The organism is Mycobacterium sp., assembly GCF_032159565.1.
GTDB lineage: Bacteria > Actinomycetota > Actinomycetes > Mycobacteriales > Mycobacteriaceae > Mycobacterium.
The window spans coordinates 19,524-39,553 of sequence record NZ_JAVHWR010000009.1; the positions used below are offsets into that span (position 1 = coordinate 19,524).

20 protein-coding genes and 2 riboswitches are annotated in these 20,030 nt (G+C 67.5%); of the genes, 8 read left to right on the forward strand and 12 right to left on the reverse strand.

All coding sequences use genetic code 11. The annotated features are described in order from the left end of the window. Positions 1–5: 5 nt before the first annotated feature. The 3 genes from QOC76_RS01360 to QOC76_RS01370 are packed head-to-tail and all read right to left on the reverse strand — an operon-like array spanning position 6 to position 2,881. Positions 6–851 (reverse strand): sugar phosphate isomerase/epimerase family protein, encoded by an 846-nt coding sequence (locus QOC76_RS01360; RefSeq protein WP_526353373.1) that lies wholly within the window; start codon positions 849–851, stop codon positions 6–8. Between the two features lie 18 nt (positions 852–869). Beyond that, the gene (locus QOC76_RS01365) at positions 870–1,883 is read right to left on the reverse strand and encodes an Rv0497 family membrane protein (RefSeq protein WP_526353375.1); all 1,014 of its coding nucleotides are present in this window, start codon (positions 1,881–1,883) and stop codon (positions 870–872) included. Then, positions 1,880–2,881: a Ppx/GppA family phosphatase gene (locus QOC76_RS01370; RefSeq protein ID WP_526353377.1), complete on the reverse strand. Its 1,002-nt coding sequence runs from the start codon at positions 2,879–2,881 to the stop codon at positions 1,880–1,882. Before QOC76_RS01370 ends, QOC76_RS01365 begins: the two co-directional genes overlap by 4 nt. Positions 2,882–3,049: 168 nt before the next feature. Between QOC76_RS01370 and QOC76_RS01375 the strand changes: the two genes are divergently transcribed. Next, positions 3,050–3,826, forward strand: a complete 777-nt coding sequence (locus QOC76_RS01375; protein WP_526353379.1) for a DUF3109 family protein — start codon at positions 3,050–3,052, stop codon at positions 3,824–3,826. Positions 3,827–3,890: 64 nt separating this feature from the next. Here the strand turns inward: QOC76_RS01375 and regX are convergent, their stop codons facing one another. The 6 genes from regX to QOC76_RS01405 all read right to left on the reverse strand — a co-directional run bounded on the left by regX (position 3,891) and on the right by QOC76_RS01405 (position 9,948). Beyond that, on the reverse strand, positions 3,891–4,577 hold the full coding sequence (gene regX, locus QOC76_RS01380) for a two-component sensory transduction protein RegX (RefSeq protein ID WP_526353381.1): 687 nt from the start codon (positions 4,575–4,577) through the stop codon (positions 3,891–3,893). Between the two features lie 8 nt (positions 4,578–4,585). Next, positions 4,586–5,764 (reverse strand): sensor histidine kinase, encoded by a 1,179-nt coding sequence (locus tag QOC76_RS01385; RefSeq protein ID WP_526353383.1) that lies wholly within the window; start codon positions 5,762–5,764, stop codon positions 4,586–4,588. 130 nt (positions 5,765–5,894) lie between these two features. Then, the gene (locus QOC76_RS01390; protein WP_526353385.1) at positions 5,895–6,644 is read right to left on the reverse strand and encodes a phosphoglyceromutase; all 750 of its coding nucleotides are present in this window, start codon (positions 6,642–6,644) and stop codon (positions 5,895–5,897) included. Positions 6,645–6,758: 114 nt separating this feature from the next. After that, complete coding sequence (locus QOC76_RS01395; RefSeq protein WP_526353387.1) at positions 6,759–7,271, reverse strand: YbjN domain-containing protein; 513 nt, start codon at positions 7,269–7,271, stop codon at positions 6,759–6,761. Beyond that, on the reverse strand, positions 7,268–8,608 hold the full coding sequence (gene mshA, locus QOC76_RS01400) for a D-inositol-3-phosphate glycosyltransferase (protein WP_526353389.1): 1,341 nt from the start codon (positions 8,606–8,608) through the stop codon (positions 7,268–7,270). The genes QOC76_RS01395 and mshA overlap by 4 nt, the downstream gene beginning before the upstream one ends. A 74-nt stretch (positions 8,609–8,682) precedes the next feature. After that, a complete protein-coding gene (locus QOC76_RS01405) occupies positions 8,683–9,948 on the reverse strand; it encodes an ROK family protein (protein ID WP_526353391.1) in 1,266 nt (421 codons plus the stop codon). Between the two features lie 287 nt (positions 9,949–10,235). Between QOC76_RS01405 and QOC76_RS01410 the strand changes: the two genes are divergently transcribed. Beyond that, positions 10,236–10,982: an SDR family oxidoreductase gene (locus QOC76_RS01410; RefSeq protein ID WP_526353393.1), complete on the forward strand. Its 747-nt coding sequence runs from the start codon at positions 10,236–10,238 to the stop codon at positions 10,980–10,982. Positions 10,983–10,985: 3 nt separating this feature from the next. Here QOC76_RS01410 and QOC76_RS01415 read toward each other — a convergent pair whose 3' ends face one another. Both QOC76_RS01415 and QOC76_RS01420 read right to left on the reverse strand, forming a co-directional pair. Then, a complete protein-coding gene (locus QOC76_RS01415) occupies positions 10,986–12,275 on the reverse strand; it encodes an Ig-like domain-containing protein (RefSeq protein WP_526353395.1) in 1,290 nt (429 codons plus the stop codon). Between the two features lie 15 nt (positions 12,276–12,290). Beyond that, positions 12,291–13,358, reverse strand: a complete 1,068-nt coding sequence (locus QOC76_RS01420; protein ID WP_526353397.1) for a UDP-N-acetylmuramate dehydrogenase — start codon at positions 13,356–13,358, stop codon at positions 12,291–12,293. 26 nt (positions 13,359–13,384) lie between these two features. Between QOC76_RS01420 and QOC76_RS01425 the strand changes: the two genes are divergently transcribed. The 3 genes from QOC76_RS01425 to QOC76_RS01435 are packed head-to-tail and all read left to right on the forward strand — an operon-like array spanning position 13,385 to position 15,263. Beyond that, a complete protein-coding gene (locus QOC76_RS01425) occupies positions 13,385–13,891 on the forward strand; it encodes a DUF2505 family protein (RefSeq protein WP_526353399.1) in 507 nt (168 codons plus the stop codon). 20 nt (positions 13,892–13,911) lie between these two features. Then, positions 13,912–14,427: a DUF2505 family protein gene (locus tag QOC76_RS01430; RefSeq protein ID WP_526353401.1), complete on the forward strand. Its 516-nt coding sequence runs from the start codon at positions 13,912–13,914 to the stop codon at positions 14,425–14,427. Positions 14,428–14,486: 59 nt separating this feature from the next. After that, complete coding sequence (locus QOC76_RS01435; RefSeq protein WP_526353403.1) at positions 14,487–15,263, forward strand: class I SAM-dependent methyltransferase; 777 nt, start codon at positions 14,487–14,489, stop codon at positions 15,261–15,263. On the opposite strand, the gene QOC76_RS01440 is transcribed toward QOC76_RS01435, so the two are convergent. After that, entirely contained in the window at positions 15,238–16,773 is a 1,536-nt protein-coding gene (locus QOC76_RS01440; protein WP_526353405.1) for a high affinity choline transporter 1, read from the reverse strand. The two genes, QOC76_RS01435 and QOC76_RS01440, sit on opposite strands and share 26 nt — an antisense overlap. Before the next feature lie 25 nt (positions 16,774–16,798). Continuing rightward, a riboswitch (guanidine-I (ykkC/yxkD leader) is annotated at positions 16,799–16,903 on the reverse strand. Between the two features lie 119 nt (positions 16,904–17,022). Next, a riboswitch (guanidine-III (ykkC-III) riboswitch) is annotated at positions 17,023–17,089 on the forward strand. Between the two features lie 10 nt (positions 17,090–17,099). On the opposite strand from QOC76_RS01440, the gene QOC76_RS01445 reads away from it, so the two are divergent. From QOC76_RS01445 to QOC76_RS01455, 3 genes are read left to right on the forward strand one after another with little or no spacing between them, the layout of a single operon-like run. Next, the gene (locus tag QOC76_RS01445) at positions 17,100–18,245 is read left to right on the forward strand and encodes an agmatinase family protein (protein WP_526353407.1); all 1,146 of its coding nucleotides are present in this window, start codon (positions 17,100–17,102) and stop codon (positions 18,243–18,245) included. An 18-nt stretch (positions 18,246–18,263) separates the two neighbouring features. Continuing rightward, on the forward strand, positions 18,264–19,091 hold the full coding sequence (locus QOC76_RS01450) for a carbon-nitrogen hydrolase family protein (protein WP_526353409.1): 828 nt from the start codon (positions 18,264–18,266) through the stop codon (positions 19,089–19,091). Next, a complete protein-coding gene (locus QOC76_RS01455; protein WP_526353411.1) occupies positions 19,088–19,975 on the forward strand; it encodes an LmeA family phospholipid-binding protein in 888 nt (295 codons plus the stop codon). Before QOC76_RS01450 ends, QOC76_RS01455 begins: the two co-directional genes overlap by 4 nt. Positions 19,976–20,030: the final 55 nt, after the last annotated feature.

Here is a 20,030-nt window from a genome sequence, read left to right on the forward strand (position 1 = left end):
GCGAGTCAGCGCAGCAGATGTTCGCGGGCGAACTGCAGCGATTCGTTGAGCAGTGCCTCGCGTTCGGCCGCCGTCCGCGCACCCGAGGTGGTGACCTCGAGGATCACGTGGCCCGAGAACTCGTCGCCCGCGAGCATTTCGCAGACCTCCACCGTCGGCTGGGTGCCGCGGCCGGGCACCAGGTGCTCGTCGGTAGAGGCTCCGCTGCCGTCGCAGAGATGCAGGTGCACGAGCCCCTCGCCCATGCGGCGCGCCATGTCGACCGCATCGGTGCCCGCTGTCGCGGTGTGCGACAGGTCGAGCGTGTAGTGGGCGTGGTTGCCGTCCAGCGGGTCGTAGGACGGGGCGAACGCCGAGATGCCTGGTCCCGGCCTGCCTCCGCGCTTTCGCATCCGCTCGATCGACGTCTGGCCCGCGCCGAAGAACCGGTCGGCGCGGAACGGGAACATGTTCTCCACCGCCACCATCACGTCGCTGCCCGACTCGAGCTCGGCGACCTGATCGGAGAATCCCTCGGCGTAGCGGCGCTGCCAACGAAACGGCGGATGCACCACCACCGTCTGCGCGCCGAGCTGTTCGGCGGCACGCACGCTGCGCTCCAGCTTCGTGATCGGGTTGGCGCCCCACACCCGCTGTGAGATCAGCAGGCACGGGGCATGCACCGACAGCACCGGCATCGAATAACGCCTCGACAGTTGCTCGACAGCATCAATGTCTTGGCTGACCGTTTCGGCCCACACCATGAGTTCCACACCGTCGTAGCCGAGGTTCGCCGCGTATTCGAAGGCGGCCTCGGTCCTCAACGGATAGACCGAGGCCGTCGACAGACCGACCTTGATTGCGGGGCGCACGGTGCTGGCTTGGGGCGGCTATCCCGATTGCAACAACGCCAGCGGCCCGAGCGTGACTAGAGCGCCGACCGCGACCGCAATCAGTGTGCTGCCGATGTCCTCGGTCTTGCGCACCACGCGAACGCCGACCACCAGCCCGAGGATGACCAGCACGGACAACACCAGCGCGACGATGTTGTTCCACTTCCACAGCTGGTCGAACGCGATGAACAGGCCCGCACCGAAGAGGACCGCGAGGACGCACTGGCCGACGACAAGGGCACCGCGCGCGATCGACGACATCGTCGACTCGTCGTCGACCTCGAGATCGTCCTCGTCCTCGTCGTCGTGCTCGAGATCGTCGCCGAACTCGAGGTCGTCGAGGCGGCCGGCGCCCCGGCGGGCCAGGTCGTCGGCGACCGAATCGCCGCCGAACAGTGTCTGACCCGACGAGCGCAGGTACGACGGCAGCTCGTCGGCGTCATCCTCGGTGTCCGGGGCGGTCGCCGCTGCCATCGCGGGCCGCGTCAGACCGAGATCGGACCCGACGGCCTCGACCGCGTCGTCGTCGTCGATGTCGAGCGGATCGGGGCTCATCTCCTCGGCGCCGACGCCGGGATAGCGCCGCGGCCCGAGGCCGGTGTAGGAGGGCCGGCGCGGTGGCGGCTCGAAGAACAGCGGCTCGGCGTCGCGCTGCTCGAGGTGCGCGGCGTAGTCGGCTTCCTCTTCGGTGAGCGCGATCTCGTCCGGGATGTCGCGGACGTCCTCGGCCTGGTCGACGTGCTCGGCGCCGTTGGCAGGCAGCGGACCGGTGTAGTCGTCGCCGACTTCTTCGAACTCGTCGGTGGCCGGATCGGGCGCACCTCTGTGCGTGTCACCGGTCACGATCGGAATCTCACCGGTCAGCTCGGCGACCGAGACGGAATCGTTGTTGCCGCGACGGCGCCGGCGGCGCCCGCCCACCGGCGGTGCACCGATTGTGCCGTTCTTTGCCAGCAACTCCGCGACCGATATCGGCCTTGTGTTGCTGAAGCTCTCTTCTGGTCCTGTCATCGTGTGTTGCCTCTGGGCTTAGCGGCTTTTCTGTCCCCGTCGCGTACGGACATCTCCACCAGTGCGGTTCCGTCGGCTTCGCTGTCGAGTTTGCGCAGAATCACGCCTTCTCGCAACGCCCATGGGCAGATGTCCACGGTATCGATTGCCAACGCTCGCATGCTTGCCTCCGCCACCAATGCACCGGCCACCATCTGTGGCGCCCGTTCGGCACTCACCCCTTCCAACTCTGCTCGGTCAGCCGCGGTCATCCTAGAGATGAAAGCTATGAGCTGCCTAAGGCCGGTAGCTGTCAGCGTCCTCTTCACCCACGGCCCCTCGCCCGACGGCGCGGCTCCGGTCAGCCGCGCCAGCGAACGGAAGGTCTTGGAAGTGGCGACCGCGAGGTCGGGCGTGCCCGCCTTGAGCATTTCGGCCCCCGCGTCGGCGAGCTCGGTGGCCAGCCAGTCCCGCAGCATCCCCACCCGCCTGCGTCCCGGCGGATCGTCGGGCAGCCATTCCCTGGTCAGCCTGCCAGCGCCCAGAGGCAGCGACAGCGCCACCTCCGGCTCCTCATCGACGCCGTTGGACAGTTCCAGCGATCCGCCGCCGATGTCGATGTTGATGATGCGGCCCGCGCTCCAGCCGTACCACCGGCGCACCGCCAGGAAGGTGAGCCGGGATTCGTCGACCCCGCTGAGCACCTGAAGGGCCACGCCGGTCTCGGCCAGCACGCGGGCCAGCACGTCCTCGGAGTTGCGGGCATCACGCACCGCGGAGGTGGCGAACGCCATCAACTCCACGCAGCCCGAACTCGCGGCGATCTTGGAGAACTCGTCGATGGTGTCGATGAGCTTGTCGGCGCCCTTGCGGGTCAACTTGCCCGAGGAATCGATGGCCTCGGCCAGCCGCAGCGACGCCTTGGTGGAACTCATCGGTGTCGGATGGCCGCCACGGCGAGCGTCCACCACCAAGAGATGGACGGTGTTGCTGCCCACGTCGAGCACACCCAGTCGCACACGTTCAACCTAACGGGTCTGGGAGTGAACTTCGTGCGCAGACCGCGGTGTGGCGGGCCGATAGAAGATCCCACAGGTCGCCGGGCGGTTCATGATCACCGACATATGTTGGTGTTCGCGGCCGTGGCAACTTAGCGTTCGGGGGAATTCGGCGCTAGCGTTGAAACTGTGACCGCAGAGCATCCCGGTGAGGTCGAACTGGATTTCGCCCGTGAATGGGTGGAGTTCTACGACCCCGATAATCCCGAGCACCTGATCGCCGCCGATATGACGTGGCTGCTGTCCCGGTGGACGTGTGTGTTCGGCACACCCGCGTGTCACGGCACCGTCAAGGGACGCCCCGACGACGGCTGCTGCTCCCACGGTGCGTTCCTGTCCGACAAGGACGACCGCAAGCGCCTCGACGCGGCGGTGAAGATGCTGACCGACGACGACTGGGAGTTCCGGGAAAAGGGATTGGGCCGCAAGGGCTATCTCGAGATGGACGAATACGAGGACAAGCCGAACTGGCGAACCCGAAAGTACAAGGGCGCCTGCATCTTCCTCAACCGCCCCGGCTTCAAGGCAGGTATCGGCTGCGCGCTGCACACCAAGGCCATCCAACTGGGTGTCGAACCGCTGACGATGAAGCCGGACGTGTGTTGGCAGCTGCCGATCCGACGTACCCAGGAGTGGGTGACGCTGGCCGACGGCACCGAGATCCTCAAAACGTGGATCACCGAGTACGACCGCCGCGGCTGGGGCGAGGGCGGAGCCGATCTGCACTGGTACTGCACCGGCGACCCGAACGCGCATGTCGGATCCAAACAGGTCTACCAGTCCTACGCACCCGAGCTGACCGAACTGCTCGGTGAGAAGGCCTACGCCGAGCTGGCGGCAATGTGTAAGCGGCGCAATGGTTTAGGGCTGATCGCCGTACACCCGGCCACCCGCGCCGCCGAGTAGCGGCGTCAGCCTATCTGATCGGACTTCTCAACGCGGCTCGTTCCTCACCGCTTGATCGTCGTCCTCAGCCCTCCAGCTTGTAGCCCAGACCGCGCACCGTCACCAGGTGCACCGGATTGGCAGGGTCGGACTCGATTTTCGAGCGCAACCGCTTGACGTGGACGTCGAGGGTCTTGGTGTCACCGACGTAGTCTGCGCCCCACACCCGGTCGATGAGCTGTCCTCGGGTGAGCACCCGTCCGCTGTTGCGCATCAGATACTCCAGCAGATCGAATTCTTTGAGCGGCAACGTGATCGACTCACCGTTGACCGAGACGACATGGCGTTCGACGTCCATCCGCACCGGGCCCGCCTCCAGCACGCCGTCGGCGATGCCGGGGTCTTCGGAATCCGTGCCACGACGCAGCACCGCCCTGATCCGCGCGATCAACTCGCGCGCCGAGTACGGCTTGGTGACATAGTCATCGGCGCCGAGTTCCAGCCCGACCACCTTGTCGATCTCGCTGTCGCGTGCGGTCACCATGATGACCGGCACGCTGGAACGTGACCGCAACTGCTTGCACACGTCGGTGCCGCTCATACCGGGCAGCATCAGGTCGAGCAGCACGATGTCCGCGCCGGCCCGCTCGAATTCGGCCAGGGCCGAAGGCCCGTCGGAAACGACGGTGGCCTCGAAACCCTCCTTGCGCAAAAGGAAGGCCAGGGGATCGGCCAGGGACTCCTCGTCCTCGACGATCAACACGGTAGTCATCGACGTTCTTAATCCTCTCGTTCGTCCGACTCGCTCGCGCGGTCCGGATAGGCCGGAATCGACAGGGTGAACGTCGATCCCGTGCCCGGCTGACTCCACAGCCGGATGGATCCGTTGTGATTTGCCGCAACATGTTTGACGATCGCAAGCCCGAGACCGGTACCTCCGGTTGCTCGCGATCTGGCCTTGTCCACGCGGAAGAACCGCTCGAACACCCGTTCCTGATCGGCGGCGGCGATGCCGATTCCCCGATCGGTGACGCCGATCTCGATGTTGTCGCCCCGGCGCCTGCGACTGATGGACACTCCAGACCCGTTGGGTGAATATGCGATTGCGTTGGACACCAGGTTGGCCAGCGCAGTTACCAGAAGGGGTTGGTCGCCGAGCACTTTGTAACCGGTCGGCGCGTCGGAGGTGATTGCGATGTCGGCTTTGTCCGCTGCCACCTTGTATCGCGACAGCGCCTCTGCGACAACGGTGTCGACGTCGACGGCCTCGAGGTCGGGCAGCGGTTCGGCGCCCTGCAGCCGGGACAGCTCGATGAGCTCGCCGACCATGTCGGCCAGCCGCTTGGATTCGACGACCATCTTGTCCGAGAACCTGCGCACGTTGTCCGGGTCGTCGGCGGAGGCCAGCAGCGCCTCGGCGAGCACACCCATCGCCCCGACAGGTGTCTTGAGCTCATGGCTGACGTTGGCGACGAAGTCGCGGCGGGTGGCTTCCATCCGTGCGTGCTCCGACTGGTCGTCGACATAGACGACGGCGAACCGGCGGTCCTCCTCGGTCAACAACCGGACGTGGCCGCGCACCGACAGGCCGGACCGGCCGGGCAGCGCGCGCCTGCGCGGGGAGAGATCGACTTCGACGTCTTCACCGGTACTCAGGGTGCGCTGCGCCGCCAGCCAGGCACGGTCGTCGAGCAGGCGGTCCCGCACCAAGCCCAGTTCTCGGGCTCGGTGGTTGGTGTAGACGACATCACGGTAGGTGTCGACCACGACGATGCCCACCGGCGACAGCGACACGATGTGGGCCAGCATCTCCGAGACGGTGATGCCGGACTGCTCGACCGTCCGTCGCTGCCTGCGCTCGACGAATCTGGGCATCAGACCTACGCCGACCCCCACGCCGATCACCAGCGCGAGCAGTGCCACGCCTGCCGTCAGCAGCAGCGCGGATACCACACTCACGAGCAAATGGTACGAAACTGGTGAACGTCATCCCAGCAGCGTGCGGCCAAAACGGGACAAGTCACACGGTGAAGCGCATGTGTTCGGTTCTCGTTCATCCAGAGTTTGCCCAGGGCCGCTTCCCTGCGGACTACTTCGCGCCCTGGCTCGCGACGGCGGCGGCGCCCGCGGCGGCGGCCTCGGGGTCCAGGTAGGTGCCGCCGGCGACCTTCGGCCGCAGTTCGACGTCGAGGTCGTAGCGCAGCGGGATGCCGGTGGGGATGTTCAGCCCGACCACGTCGTCGTCGGACATCTTGTCGAGGTACTTGACCAGCGCCCGCAGCGAGTTTCCGTGCGCGGCGATCAGCACGGTCTTACCCGCGTTCAGGTCGGGCACGATCACCTCGATGAAGTACGGCAAGAATCGTTCGACCACGTCCTTGAGGCATTCGGTCCTCGGCGGTCCGCCCGGGATATCGGCGTAGCGCGGATCGCCGTCCTGGCTGTATTCGCTGCCCGGCTCGATCGGCGGCGGCGGCGTGTCGTAACTGCGCCGCCACGCCATGAACTGCTCTTCGCCGTAGCGTTCCTTGGTTTCGGCCTTGTTCAGGCCCTGCAGCGCCCCGTAGTGGCGTTCGTTGAGCCGCCAGCTGCGGTGCACGGGTATCCAGTGCCGGTCGGCCTTGTCCAGCGCCAGGTTCGCGGTGGTGATCGCCCGCCGAAGCAGCGACGTGTACAGCACGTCGGGCTGGCGCTCCAGTTCCTTGATCAGCTCGCCGGCGCGGACGGCCTCAGCCCTGCCCTTCTCGGTGAGGTCGACGTCGACCCACCCGGTGAACAGGTTGCGCGCGTTCCATTCGCTTTCGCCGTGGCGCAGCAGGATCAGCGTGGAATCTCCCATGGCGACGATCTTCTCACGTGTCGCGCACCTCACGCGTTTCGCTCCGAGATCGACGAAATGGCGCAACCTACTCGTACAAATCCGCCCAAACGTTGGTTTGGGCGTCGGGTGGAGTCAGTCGGCGTCGTCGTCGATCAGGTGCTCGAACGCCTCCAGGTTCTTCAGCGACTCGCCGCGAGACACCCGCCACTCCCATTCTTTTTGGATGGAGGTGCGAAAACCCAACTCCAGCAACGTGTTGAAGTCGTTGTCGACGGCCTCGAGCACCTGACCCAGCACGCGGTCGACCTCGTCGGGGGTGACGGAGTGCAGCGCCATCCGGCCGATCAGGTAGATGTCGCCGACGTTGTCGAGCGTGTAGGCCACCCCGTACAACCGGCGGTTGCGTTTGAGCAGGAACCGGTACACGCCCTCGTGGTTCTCGTCGGGCTTGCGGCAGACGAACGCCTCAACGCGCACCGAATGCTCGCCGATGGACAGGATGGTGTTGGTCTTCAGCCGTCGCTCGCCCGGCAGCTCGACGATGATGCCGGGCAGGCCGCCCTGCGCGCCTTCATGGCGGGTGCAGACCAGGTCGCTCTCCTTGCAGGCGTCCTCGATGACCTGCTGCGCGTCTTCGGGTGTCACGCCCGGACGCCCCTACGCATCGAGAACCGGCGCCCCGTGCGGCGCGCGGCGCCGTCATGGCGCTGGTGGCGCGACCCGTAGTCGCCGATCGCCCCGCTGTAGCCGGCCAGCAGCCCGTCGACGGTGTGCGCCCAGGAGAACGTGGCGGCGTGCTCGACGGCGGCGCGGCGCATCGTGGCGGGCCCACGCTGCGTCAGCTCGGCGATCGCCCGCGTCCAGTCGTCGACGTCGTGGCTTGCGACCAGCGTGCCGGTCACGCCGTCGCGCACCGCGACGGGCAGGCCGCCGACGGCGGCGGCGACCACCGGGGTGCCGCAGGCCTGCGCCTCGACGGCGACGAGGCCGAACGATTCGGAGTAGCTCGGCACCGCGACCAGGTCGGCGGCGCGATACACGTTGACGAGTTGCTCGCGAGACTGCGGCGGCAGGAACGTCACCCGATCGGAGATACCCAGTTCCTCGGCCAGCCGAACGAGTGTGTCGGGCTCCGCGAGGCCCGTTCCCGACGGCCCGCCCGCGATCAGCACCCGCAGGTTCGTGATGGTGTCTGTCAGCCGGGCGGCGGCGCGCAGCAATATGTCGGGCGCCTTCAGCGGCTGGATGCGGCCGACGAAGGCGAGTATGAGTTCGTCGGGGGCCAGCCCGAGCGCCTCGCGCGCCGCTCGCTGATCGCCTGGTGTGAAGGTTTGCAGATCGACGCCGGGGTGAACAACGTCGATGCGTGCCGGGTCGGCGTGGTGAAGCGAAATCAATTGCTGCGCTTCGTGTTCGGTGTTGACGATCAGCCGATCGGCCTCGTCGACCACCTGCTGTTCGCCGACCGCGCGCAGCGGCGGTTCGGGTGCGTCGCCGTCGGCGAGCGCAGCGTTCTTGACCGCGGCGAGGGTGTGCGCGGTGTGCACCAGCGGCACCGCCCACCGGTCGCGCGCCAGCCAGCCCACCTGACCCGACAGCCAGTAGTGCGAGTGAACGATGTCGTAGTAGCCCGGCTCGTGGGTCGCTTCGGCCCGCAGCACGCCCGCGGTGAACGCGCACAGCTGCGTGGGCAGGTCGTATTTGTCCAGCCCCTCGAACGGGCCCGCGACGACGTTGCGGACCAGTACGCCGGGCGCCACCCGCACCGTCGGCTCATCGGCCGACGAGGTGGCCCTGGTGAAGATCTCCACCTCGACGCCGCGACGGGCCATCCCAAGCGCGGTCTGCAGCACGTAGACGTTCATGCCGCCCGCATCGCCCGTGCCGGGCTGCGCCAGTGGGGAGGTGTGCACCGACAGCACGGCGACTCGCCGCGGAGCCTCGCCGGCGGCGGCATTCGACAGATCCGTCGCTAGGCGCACACAGACATGTCTACACCGTGTTCAGCGGCGGCCGTCGTCGAGTTCGAGTCCGGGCACTGTGTGCCGGCGTGGCCTCAAGCCGTCGCTTCCGGCCTGCGCGCGAGCGCCCGTCGCATTGCGCCGATCGGATCGGCGTAGATACCGCCGAGCGACACCACACCGGCACCCGCCTCCTGGACCCGGTTGCCGAACGAGGTCACCCGGATGTCGCGCGTCGGCAGCACCGACCGCTGCGCGTACGCGGACTCGACAACGCCCATGGCCTCGGGGTACTCGGTGAATGCCTGGCCGCCGACCACCAGATCGTCGGGGTTGAGCATGTCGCGCAGCAGCGCGACGGCCTCCCCGAGCACCCGGGCCCGCTCGGCCAGCAGCGCGCGGGCCTGTTCGTTGCCCTGCCGGGCCGCGCGCAGCACGGCGGTCATGGTGGAGCCGGGCCCCTCGACGGGGATCACCCGCTGCTTGCGGGCGGCGATGAGCACCGCCTCGTCGCTGACCGTGGACTCCAGCTGGCCGGTGCCGCCGAGCAGATCCGACTGGGCGGGCAGGCCGGCGATGGTGCCAGGACCGCTGGCGGGCGAATGGACCCTGCCACCGATCGACAGCGCGTAACCGACGGTCTCGCGGGCGTACACGTAGAGGCTCGTCGCCTGATGCGACGCACGGCGGGTACCCAGCAGCAGCTCGGCGCCCGCCATGGCGTCGACGTGCGAGGCCACCGACACTGGCAAGCCGAGCGTTTCGGCGATCACGGGGCCCACTGGAGCATCCGACCAGCCAAGGCGTGGGTGGTCGAGATAGCCGGTCGCGCTGTCGACGACGCCGCCCGAGGTGACGCCGGCCCACAGCGGGCGGCGGCGGTGCCAGCGGCTCAGGTAGCGGCGCGCGCTGCCGGCCAGCGACGCGAGGGCGGCCGCCTGGGCGCCGCGCGGCGTCGGGGTCTCGACGACATCGAGGGTGCGGCCGAACAGGTCGGTGGCCACGATGCTGGTGGTACGCGCGCCGATGTGGACGCCGAGGGTGAGGAACGGTTCGTGGTTGACCTCGACCGGCACCCGGGGCCTGCCGATGGCACCGGACACCGCGAGGTCGGCACGTTCCCGCAGCACGCCAGCGTCGAGAAGCGCGGTCACCTGGCGGTTCACCGTCGCGATGGACAGCTGGGTGACCTTGGCGATGACGTCACGCGCGATCGGGCCTCGCGATCGGGCGGCGTTGAAGACCGACGCCGCCGCGGCGTCGGCGACGCACAGCGACGGGGCGACGATGTGGTGGCGCGACAGCAGGGCGCGCTTGGTGTGTGCGGGGGTCGGGGCTGGGCGGAGAGTGGTGGTGCGCACGGTATGTCCTCGTCAGTAGTCGGCTGGTGGGTCTGTGCCACACCTGGCGACTCAGCGGGACTGGCGAATGTCCGACTCGGGTCAGGCGCGGCGGTATGCGCGGCGACAACAACAACACGCGCGCCGTGCGCCGATGGCCTGACTACTGCGGATCACGTCGTGAACTTAGCACGGCCAACTAGCTCTCTGCGCAGTGACGTCGGTCGCCGTAGGGGGGAGCGGCACGCCGACTCGAGGGTTGACCCGCGTAGCAGGCTAGGAGATTCGCGCCAACTACAGTTGGTCGCATGACGACACCCGTTGCCGACCGCCGGGTCGCGGTGGTCACCGGCGCCAGTGCAGGTATAGGTAAAGCGACCGCGAGAACCCTTGCCGCTCAGGGCTTTCACGTGGTCTGCGTGGCCCGCCGCGAGGGCCCAATCACGGCGCTCGCCGACGAGATCGGCGGCACCGCGTTCGTTGCGGACGTGACCGAGAAAGATGCCGTTGCGGCGCTGACCGACAGCCTGAACCGGGTGGACGTGCTGGTCAACAACGCCGGCGGCGCCCGCGGCCTTGAGCCCGTGCTGGAGGCGGACATCGACAATTGGCGCTGGATGTGGGAGTCCAACGTGCTCGGCACGCTGCGGATGACCCGCGCGCTGCTTCCGAAGCTCATCGACTCCGGCGACGGCCTGATCGTCACGGTGACGTCTATCGCCGCGATCGAGACCTACGACAACGGTTCCGGCTACACGTCGGCGAAGCATGCCCAGGGTGCGCTGCACCGCACGTTGCGCGGTGAGCTATTGGGAAAGCCCGTGCGGCTCACCGAGATTGCGCCGGGGATGGTCAAGACCGACTTCTCGCTGCGCCGGTTCGAGGGCGACGAGGAGCGCGCCGACGCCGTCTACAAGGGCGTGACACCGCTGGTGGCCGAGGATGTCGCCGAGGTGATCGGCTTCGTCGCGTCGCGGCCGTCGCACGTCAATCTGGACACCATCGTGATCCGGCCGCGCGACCAGGCCAGCGCATCGCGCTTCAACCGGCAGTAGCGCTTAACCGCCAGGACGCCCGTTGACCGGTTGTGGCGCGCCCGTCGGGGTGGCGGGCGCGGTGCTGGGGATGTTGGTGGGCGGTGCCTGCGACGACAGCGCCGACATCGAGGTCCACTCCTCCCACGGCACCGCCCAGTCCCAGATGTCGCCGTCGGCGTAGGACAGGTCGATCGAGGTTCCCGTCACCTCGACCGGGTCGCCGTAGATCGCACTGCCGAAGTACTGCTGGGCGTTCTCCAGATTGAGGTTGATGCAGCCGTTGGTCACGTTGGTATTGCCCTGCGAGGCAATGCTGTTGGGATTGCAGTGGATGAACTCGCCGTTGTTGGAGATGCGCACGGCGAAGCGCTCGTGCACGTTGCTGTAGCCGGCGGCCGGGTTGCTCATGTAGAAGTCTTCGTGCTTCTCGCTCACCACGTGCACCCCGCTGCGGGTGATGTTGCGCGGCAGGTCGGCCTCCCCGTAGCTGCAGGGAAAGTCCATGATGACGCCCTCGTCGGTGATGACCTGGATGCGATGCGACGAGGCTTCGGCCTTCACGACCTGCCGGCGCCCGATGACGAAGTTCAGCGAGATGTCCTGGGCGCCGTAGGCGTCGTCGCCGAACTTCACGCCGTAGAACTTCGCGTCGACGTTCACCGTCGCCCCCGCCGGGTAGTAGTCCTTGGTGCGGTAGTGCACCCGCGACCCGCCGACCTCGTCGGGCAGCCACGCCCAACTGCCCTCCACCGGCGGATTCGCGGTCACCTTCAGCGCCTTCTCCACGGTGGCCCTGTCCTCGTCGGCGATCGTCGAGTCGAACTGCAGGATGACAGGGACCGCGACGCCGACGACCTGACCGTCGGCGAGTTGGAACTGCCCGTTGACCCGAGTCGACGGGTTGACCGTGGTGAAGCTCCCCTTCACAGGGACGGCCTTGCCGTCACGGCCGACCACCGCACCCGACCACTTGTAGTCGACGCCGTAGCCGAGCGGTTCGGTGACATTGAAGGCGGTGCGCTCGCGGTTGATCGCGCCGGCAACGACCTTGCCATCAGCGTTGGTCAGGCTGACCCGCTGGAACCAGCCGTCACGGACCTCGACGCGGACCGGCATCGTCGGAGTCACGTCGGAAGCGGCGTTCGCCGGGCTGTAGGTCAGCGAAGGCGCCGACGGGGCCTCGGCGGCCTCGGACGGCGCCTTGGACTTACCGGCGCAAGCGGCCAGGACGCCCGGAGCAACCGCCCCGACCGCAAATGCGGTCAGGGCCCGGCGCCGAGATATCGGCGGCAACGGATTGGCTGGGCTCACGTGTTCCAAACATACCTAGAAAGAGGCTCCAACCAGAATCGGCTCGGGTGTGAGTTCAATCGCGAACGTCGCCTTCACGCCGTCGCGTACCCGCCTGGCCAGGGCAATCACGTCCGCGGCGGTGGCTCCGCCGCGGTTGGTCAGCGCCAGCGCGTGCTTGGTGGACAGTCGCGCCGGGGCCTCGTCGCCGGGGTAACCCCTACCGAAGCCGGCATGTTCGACCAGCCAGCCGGCGGCCAGCTTGACGCCGTTCGGCGCGGGATAGTTCGGCACCGGGACATCCGAGCGCGCCTGGATCCGGTCGAAGTCCGCGGCTGTGACGACCGGGTTGGTGAAGAACGACCCGACGCTCCAGGTGTCATGGTCGGCCTCGTCGAGCACCATGCCCTTGCGTTTGCGCAACGCCAGCACGGCGTCGCGCACCGCGGCCGGATCGATGCGCTCACCCGGTTCGGCGCCGAGCGCAGCGGTCAGCTCGCCGTACCGCAACGGCGCGCTGCGGCCCCCGGCGTCGAGCACGAACTCGACCTCCAACGCGATGGCGGCCTCGGAGTGTCTGAGAATGCTTGTCCGGTAACCGAATCCGAGCTCTTCGCCGTCAACCCAGCGGTCGTCTCCGGTGGCGCGGTCCAGCAACCGGACGCGTCGGATCGTGTCGGAGACCTCCGCCCCGTAGGCGCCGACGTTCTGCACCGGCGTCGCACCCGCCGAACCGGGGATACCCGAGAGGCACTCGAGACCGCCGAGGCCGTGCTCCAGTGCGGTGACGACGACGTCGTCCCACACCGCACCCGCCTCGGCGCGCAAGATGTTGCCGTCGACGCTGATGCCCGCATTGGCCAGCCGGACCACCGTCAGGTCGGGCACCTCGTCGCCGAGCACCACGTTGGAGCCGCCCGCCAACACCAGCACCCGTTCACCGGAGGTGTTCTCGCCGTTCAAGGCGCGGACGACGGAGATGATCGCGTCGGTGGTGTCGCAGGTGATCACGCGGCGCGCGACCGGGCCGACGCGCAACGTGGTCAGCGGCGCGAGCGGCACCTGCTCGACGACGGGTACACCCCGTAGGCGCGAACTGACCACGGGCCGTAACGGTAGCCTGGCCAGCTATGCCGCGTTCATTCGACATGGCCGCCGAGTACGACGGCAGCGTCGAACAGGTCTACCGGGCATTGCGCGATCAGAACTACTGGAACGAGCGCCTTGCCGATTCCGGCGCAGACGAGGCGACGCTGGATTCGATGACCGTCGATGACGGCGGCATCGACGTGGTGACGACGCAGGTGCTGCGTCGCGACCGACTGCCCGGCGTGGTGATGCAGTTCCACCGGGGCGATCTGTCGATCGTGCGCGAGGAGGCCTGGAGCCCGGTGCGCGACGGAACCGCCACGGCCACCGTGACGGGTGCCATTCCCGGCGCTCCTGTATCGCTGACCGGCACCGCGGTGCTCGCTCCCACCGACGGCGGCGGCTCGCGCCTGCAGTTCACCGCCAGCGTCGAGGTGCGGATCCCGCTCGTCGGCGGCAAAGTCGAAAACTTCATCGGCAGCCAACTCGTCGAGTTGCTCATCGCCGAGCAGCGGTTCACCACGGCGTGGATCAAAGACAACCCGTAACCGGCCGGTAACCTGGTGTTATGGCGCGCCGGATGGACTACAGGATCTGCTACGACGCGCCTGCGGAAAAGATCTTCGGAGACTTCACCAGCCGCGACTACTGGGAAACCCTGATGGACGCCTACCGGTTCCTCACCCCGCAGTCCGAGATCACCACGTTCACGACCAACGGGTCGGGCACCGACATCGTCTTCAAACAGAACCTGCCGCGCATGTACCTGCCGCCGGTCGCACGCAGTGTGATGCCCGCCGACATGATCATCACGCGCGAACAGCATTTCGACCCGTACGACCACGCCAACAGGCGGGGCAACGGCACCTACCGCGCCGGCATCCCGCACGGGCCCGGCCACTTCGGCGGCAAGTACTTTCTCACCGAGACCGACACCGGCAGCGAGCTTCGGCTCGTCAGCGTCTGCAAGGTCTACATCCCGCTCATCGGCGGAGCGCTCGAGAATCTGATCCTGCACCACATCAAGCAGCTATTCGATGCCGAAGAGGCGTTCACCGCCGACTGGATCGCCAGACACCACTAGCGCCTCAGGCGTACGGCGTGGATCAGGGCGGTTGCGGTCGGACGCCTTAAAATCGGGTCATGGGCGCTCCCGTCGGACAGCTGACGCGGGGCACCACCGGTCACAACCGGCTGCGGCGCTGCGATCGCTGGCTGGTGCACTCGCCGCGGGTCCGCACCGCGCTGCAATCGGCCGCCGACCCGGTGGTCGTCGATCTCGGCTACGGCGCACTGCCGGTGACCACCCTCGAATTGGCCAGCCGGTTGCGGACGGTGCGCATCGACGTGCGGGTGATCGGCCTGGAGATCGATCCTGCACGGATTGTTCCGCCGCAAGGAGGCGTCGAATTCGGTCTCGGCGGCTTCGAGTTGGCCGGCCACCGCCCGGTGCTGGTGCGCGCGTTCAATGTGCTGAGGCAGTACCCGGAGGACGCCGTCGACGAGGCCTGGTCACTGATGAAGACGCGGCTCGCGCCGGGCGGCCTGATCATCGACGGCACCTGCGACGAGCTGGGCAGGCGGTGCTGCTGGGTGCTGATCGACGGGGACGGGCCGGTCAGCCTGACACTGGCCTGCGATCCGTTCGCCATCGAGCGCCCGTCCGACCTCGCCGAGCGCCTGCCGAAAGTCCTTATCCACCAGAACGTCTCGGGTCAGCCGATCAACGCGCTGTTGGCCGCCGCCGATCACGCGTGGGCCAGCGTCGCGGGCCACGGGGTGTTCGGACCGCGGGAGCGGTGGCGCGCGATGCTGAACACGTTGCGCGACAACGGCTGGCCGGTCGAACCGCCCCGCCGCCGGATGCGCGACGGGGTGATCACGGTTCCGTGGGCTACTGTTGCCCCGCCTCGGCCTTGACCAACATCGGCTCCGGTTCGACCACGTCCACCTCGTCGAGTGCGTCGTCGACATCCTGCGCCACCGCGATGTCAAGCCCCCGGATCGGCCCGGCAGGTGTCACCAAAGCGATTGCCACATAGGTGATCAGAGACGCCGCGAAGGCGATGAAGGTGGGCCAGCCGTCGAAGGACGCGTCGAACACCCCGTTGGGAATGTAGAGGATCGTGTTGTCGAGGCCGTACATCGTCGGCGTCATCGCGAACAGCACCAGCCGCACGGACAGGCCGACGACGATCGACGCCAGCGCCGCGACTGCGGTGCCCTTGCGCCACACCAGCCCGAGCATGAACGGCACCACGAGGCAGGCCAGCAGAAGGTCGAAGGCCAGCGTGAGCAGAATGCCCGTCTGCTTCACATAGATCGCGATCACGATCGCCACGACCGTCGCCGGAACCATCGCGATGCGCGTCGCCCACAGCAGCGGATCGCGTTGTCCGGACACATGCACGCGCCGGACCCCGCCCAGGTTGCGAACGGTCACGTTGGAGATGGCCAAGATGGCACCGTTGGCGGTGCTCATCGACGCACCGACCAGACCGCACAGCACGATGATCGTCAACGCCAGCGGCGCGTATCGGTCGAGCAGCACGAAAAGGATTGGGCCGTCCAGTTGTTCGGGCAGGAACGCCTTGGCCGAGAGCACGACGATGCCGAACGGCACGCAGATCGCCACCACACCGGTCGCGGCACCGAAGCAGGCCCTGCGGGCGGTCTCGGGAGATTTCGCCGCGAAGATCCGCTGCATGAAGTCGATCGCGACGATGTCGCCGATACCCAGGGCGATGAGCGTCGCCCAGTTGATGGTGGCGCCCTGCGCCGAGTCGGTCATCTGACCCAGGTCCAGCGGGCCCGTGCCCGGCGCGATCGCGATGCCGTGCGTGACCGCCATCCAGATCAGCAGACCGACGGCACCGATGAGAACCAGCGACATCTGGATGATCGCCGTGTACGCGTCGGCGATCAGTCCCCCGGTGCCGGTGTAGGCGACGGCGAGGATGGCGATGATGACCGCACCCAGCCAATACGGGGTGCCGAGGAAGTAGTTGAACAGGAAGCCGCCCGCGACCAGGTTGCCGGCCACCAGAAGGCAGAAGCCGACAATGAGCATCAGAGATGCCACCGCCTCGACCTGGCGCCCGAATCGCAGCCGGTAGTAATCCGGGAACGACGTCAGCCCCATCCGGTTCATCGGCTTGGCGACGAACACACCCGTCAGGAACAGGCACAACGCCAGCCCCAGCGGCAGGCAGGCGCCGGCCCAGAAACCGAATTCGGCTGCCAGGTCGGTGTTTCCGAGCGTGGCGTTGGTATCGACCGCCGAGCCCATCAGCGCGCCGCCGACCAACATCAGCGGCAGGCTGCGACCGCCGACCAGAAAGTTTGCGCTGTCACCTGCTATTCGTTTCGAGACCAGGAAGCCGACGAGTACGACGACCGCGATGCTGATCCCGACACCGAGAAGAATCATGGGGAGCCTCCTTGCGAGCTCAGGGGCCTCCCGGGCTTTTGTCCCGCCGTGGAGCGGCCGGCTTCGTCGTCAGCCACCTGCGTCTCTCGGACCAGACCCGCGAAGCGGCGGAACCCTAGACGCGCCTCACGAGTGAACGTGAGTCGTCGGTCAGACAAACCGCGGTTCGTTACGGCGGTGGGCAAGCCGTGTTAACGGCTCGTTGCAGTTTCGACTGGCGCGTCGACGGATCGCTGCCAAAATAAGGAACCAGGAGTCGCCGACCGGCTCCCCGGACGAGGTGCGTCGTACCCGGCTTGCGACAAGACGGCGCTCGAGGAGTCATCATGTCCGATCAACCGTTTGAACCTCTCAATCGCGAAGGCGCATGGGCCCAGCAGGCCGAGGCCCGGCTCTCCGACCGCAGGGAGCGCGAGGAGATCGAGCGCTGCCTGACGCTCGGTCTCGAGGCGGCGCCGACGATCAAAGACCGCCGGATCTCCACGTTCGTACGCGGCGAACTGCCGCATTTCGCCGGCGAACGCGGAACGTTCCTGAAGTGCCCGTTCATCGAGGACGTCAACCAGGTCGACGACGCCGAGGTGGCGTTCTTCGGCGTCCCGCTCGACGCGGGTGCCACCTACCGGCCCGGCACCCGTTTCGGTCCGCAGGGAATCAGGCGCTCCACCAACCTGTTCGGCACCTACAACTACGAGATGGGCGTCGATCTGCGCGAACAGCTCAACATGGTCGACATCGGCGACGTGTTCACGATTCCCGGCAATCTTGAGAAGTCGTTCGACCAGATCAGTCAGGCGATGGCGCACGTCGCGAGCAAGGGCGTGATGCCCGTCGTGCTCGGCGGGGACCACTCCATCGGCTTCCCCACCATCCGCGGTCTAGCGCCCTACATGGACGGCAACATCGGGATCATTCACTTCGACCGCCACGTCGACACCCAGGAGTCCGATCTCGACGAGCGGATGCACACCACGCCGTGGTTCCACGCCACCAACATCAAGAACGCGCCCGCGACCAACCTGGTGCAGATCGGCATCGGCGGCTGGCAGGCGCCGCGGGCGGGCGTGAAGGTGGGTCGCGAGCGCAACTCGACGGTCATCACCGTCGGCGACGTCGAGCGCGTCGGCGTCGAGAAGATCGCCGAGATGGCGCTCGAGGTCGCGTGGAAGGACGCCAAAGCCGTCTACCTGTCCTTCGACATCGACGTCATCGACGCCGGGTTCGTGCCGGGCACCGGGTGGCCCGAGCCCGGCGGTCTGCTGCCGCGCGAGGCGCTCAACCTGGTGCGCATGGTGTCCGAACCGGGACTGGCCGGCATCGAGGTGGTGGAGTGCTCGCCGCCCTACGACTGGGCCGAGCAGACCGCGCTGCTGAGCTCGCGGGTCATCCTCGACAGCCTGGCCAGCCAGATCCGGTCCGGCAAACTCGGCAACAAGGCCGCTTCGGCAGGCCGGCACGCCTGGGGTCCGTAACTCACTAGTCTTTGAGGCATGCGAATCGCGTTGGCGCAGATCCAGAGCGGCACCGAACCGGCGGCCAACCTCAGACTGGTCGAGGAGTACACGCGCCGCGCCGCCGATGCGGGCGCAGGCCTGGTGCTGTTCCCCGAGGCCACGATGTGCCGGTTCGGGGTGCCGCTGGCCGAGGTCGCCGAACCGCTGGACGGGCCGTGGGCCGACGGGGTGCGCCGCATCGCGGCGGCAGCGGGCATCACGGTCATCGCAGGCATGTTCGTGCCCGCCGACTCCAAGGACGGGCAGGCGCGCGTCACCAACACCTTGATCGCGTCGGGCTCAGACGTCGACGCGCACTACGACAAGATCCACCTCTACGACGCGTTCGGATTCTCCGAGTCGCGCACCGTCGCGCCAGGCCACGAGCCCGTGGTGATCACCGTCGACGGGGTGGCCGTCGGGCTGACCCTCTGCTACGACATCCGCTTCCCCGAGCTCTACGTCGAGTTGGCACGGCGCGGCGCGCAACTCATCACCGTGCACGCATCCTGGGGCACCGGGCCAGGCAAGCTCGAGCAGTGGACGTTGCTGGCCCGGGCCAGGGCGTTGGACACCGGCAGTTTCGTCGGAGCCGTCGGCCAGGCCTACCCGGGCGACGAGATCGCCGAGCTGGGGCCGACGGGAGTGGGCGGCAGCGTGGTGGCATCCCCGTTGGGTGAGGTCATCGGGGCGGCCGGACCCGACCCGTCGCTGATCATCAGCGATATCGACCCGAATGCCGTGCAGTCGGTGCGGGACACGATCGCGGTGCTGCGTAACCGCACAGACCTCGCCGAGTCGCATAGGGCAGAATCGCGGGCGTGACTGATCCCTGGGCTCGCCCGGCCAACCAGCCCCAGGCTGGCCAACCGTCGGGGACTCCCCCGCCGCAGTTCCCGCCGAGCGGGCCGGGGCAACCTGCGCCCCCGCCGCCTACCGGACCCGGGCAGACGGATTCCGCGCCGGGCGGGCGGATCAAGAGGCTCTTCCGTGACCCGCTGACCATCGTGCTGGTGGTCGTCATCGTGGTGGCGCTGGTCGCCGCAGGCCTGCTCGCCGCGGAGCTGTACGCGCGCAGCCGGGCCGACGACGTGGTCGCCGCCGCCACCGAGTGCGTTGTGCAGGACGACGTCACTGTGTCGTTCGGGGCGTCGCCGTTCCTCATTCAGCACATGACCGGGCACTACGGCAACATCTCCATCGAGACAGCGGGCAATCAGATCCGCGACGCCAAGGGCATGAAGGCGCAGGTGAACATCGACGATGTGCGGTTGCAGGACAACGGGAATTCGAAGGGCACCATCGGCGCGCTGGACGCAACGATCACCTGGACCGCCGACGGCATCAAGCAGACCCTGCAGAATTCCATTCCCGTCGTCGGAAGCTTCATCACGGACGTCAAGACCAACCCGTCCGACGGCACCATCGAACTCGAGGCGACACTGGGCAGCATCACCACCAAGCCGGCGGTGCAGGACGGCGCGCTCGCGCTGCAGGTGGTCAACCTCAGCGGGCTCGGCTTCACACTGCCACGGGAGACGGTGCAGCCTGCGCTCGACGCGTTCTCCACGCAGCTGACCAAGAATTACCCGCTCGGTATCAAGGCCGACGATGTTCAGGTCACCGATACCGGGGTGACAGCACACTTCTCGACGAAGAACGCGTCGATCCCCGCGGGCAACACGGACCCCTGCTTCGCCGGTCTCTGATCGCCCAAACCAACGATTGGGCGGAAAAGTACGAGTAACCGCCGCCATTTCGTCG

Excerpts from the sequence above, each read along its gene's own strand:
- QOC76_RS01365 (WP_526353375.1), bottom strand. The coding sequence starts at position 1,883 with ATGACAGGACCAGAAGAGAGCTTCAGCAACACAAGGCCGATATCGGTC.
- regX (WP_526353381.1), bottom strand. The coding sequence starts at position 4,577 with ATGACTACCGTGTTGATCGTCGAGGACGAGGAGTCCCTGGCCGATCCC.
- QOC76_RS01390 (WP_526353385.1), bottom strand. The coding sequence starts at position 6,644 with ATGGGAGATTCCACGCTGATCCTGCTGCGCCACGGCGAAAGCGAATGG.
- QOC76_RS01410 (WP_526353393.1), top strand. The coding sequence starts at position 10,236 with ATGACGACACCCGTTGCCGACCGCCGGGTCGCGGTGGTCACCGGCGCC.
- QOC76_RS01425 (WP_526353399.1), top strand. The coding sequence starts at position 13,385 with ATGCCGCGTTCATTCGACATGGCCGCCGAGTACGACGGCAGCGTCGAA.
- QOC76_RS01430 (WP_526353401.1), top strand. The coding sequence starts at position 13,912 with ATGGCGCGCCGGATGGACTACAGGATCTGCTACGACGCGCCTGCGGAA.
- QOC76_RS01435 (WP_526353403.1), top strand. The coding sequence starts at position 14,487 with ATGGGCGCTCCCGTCGGACAGCTGACGCGGGGCACCACCGGTCACAAC.
- QOC76_RS01440 (WP_526353405.1), bottom strand. The coding sequence starts at position 16,773 with ATGATTCTTCTCGGTGTCGGGATCAGCATCGCGGTCGTCGTACTCGTC.
- QOC76_RS01445 (WP_526353407.1), top strand. The coding sequence starts at position 17,100 with ATGTCCGATCAACCGTTTGAACCTCTCAATCGCGAAGGCGCATGGGCC.
- QOC76_RS01450 (WP_526353409.1), top strand. The coding sequence starts at position 18,264 with ATGCGAATCGCGTTGGCGCAGATCCAGAGCGGCACCGAACCGGCGGCC.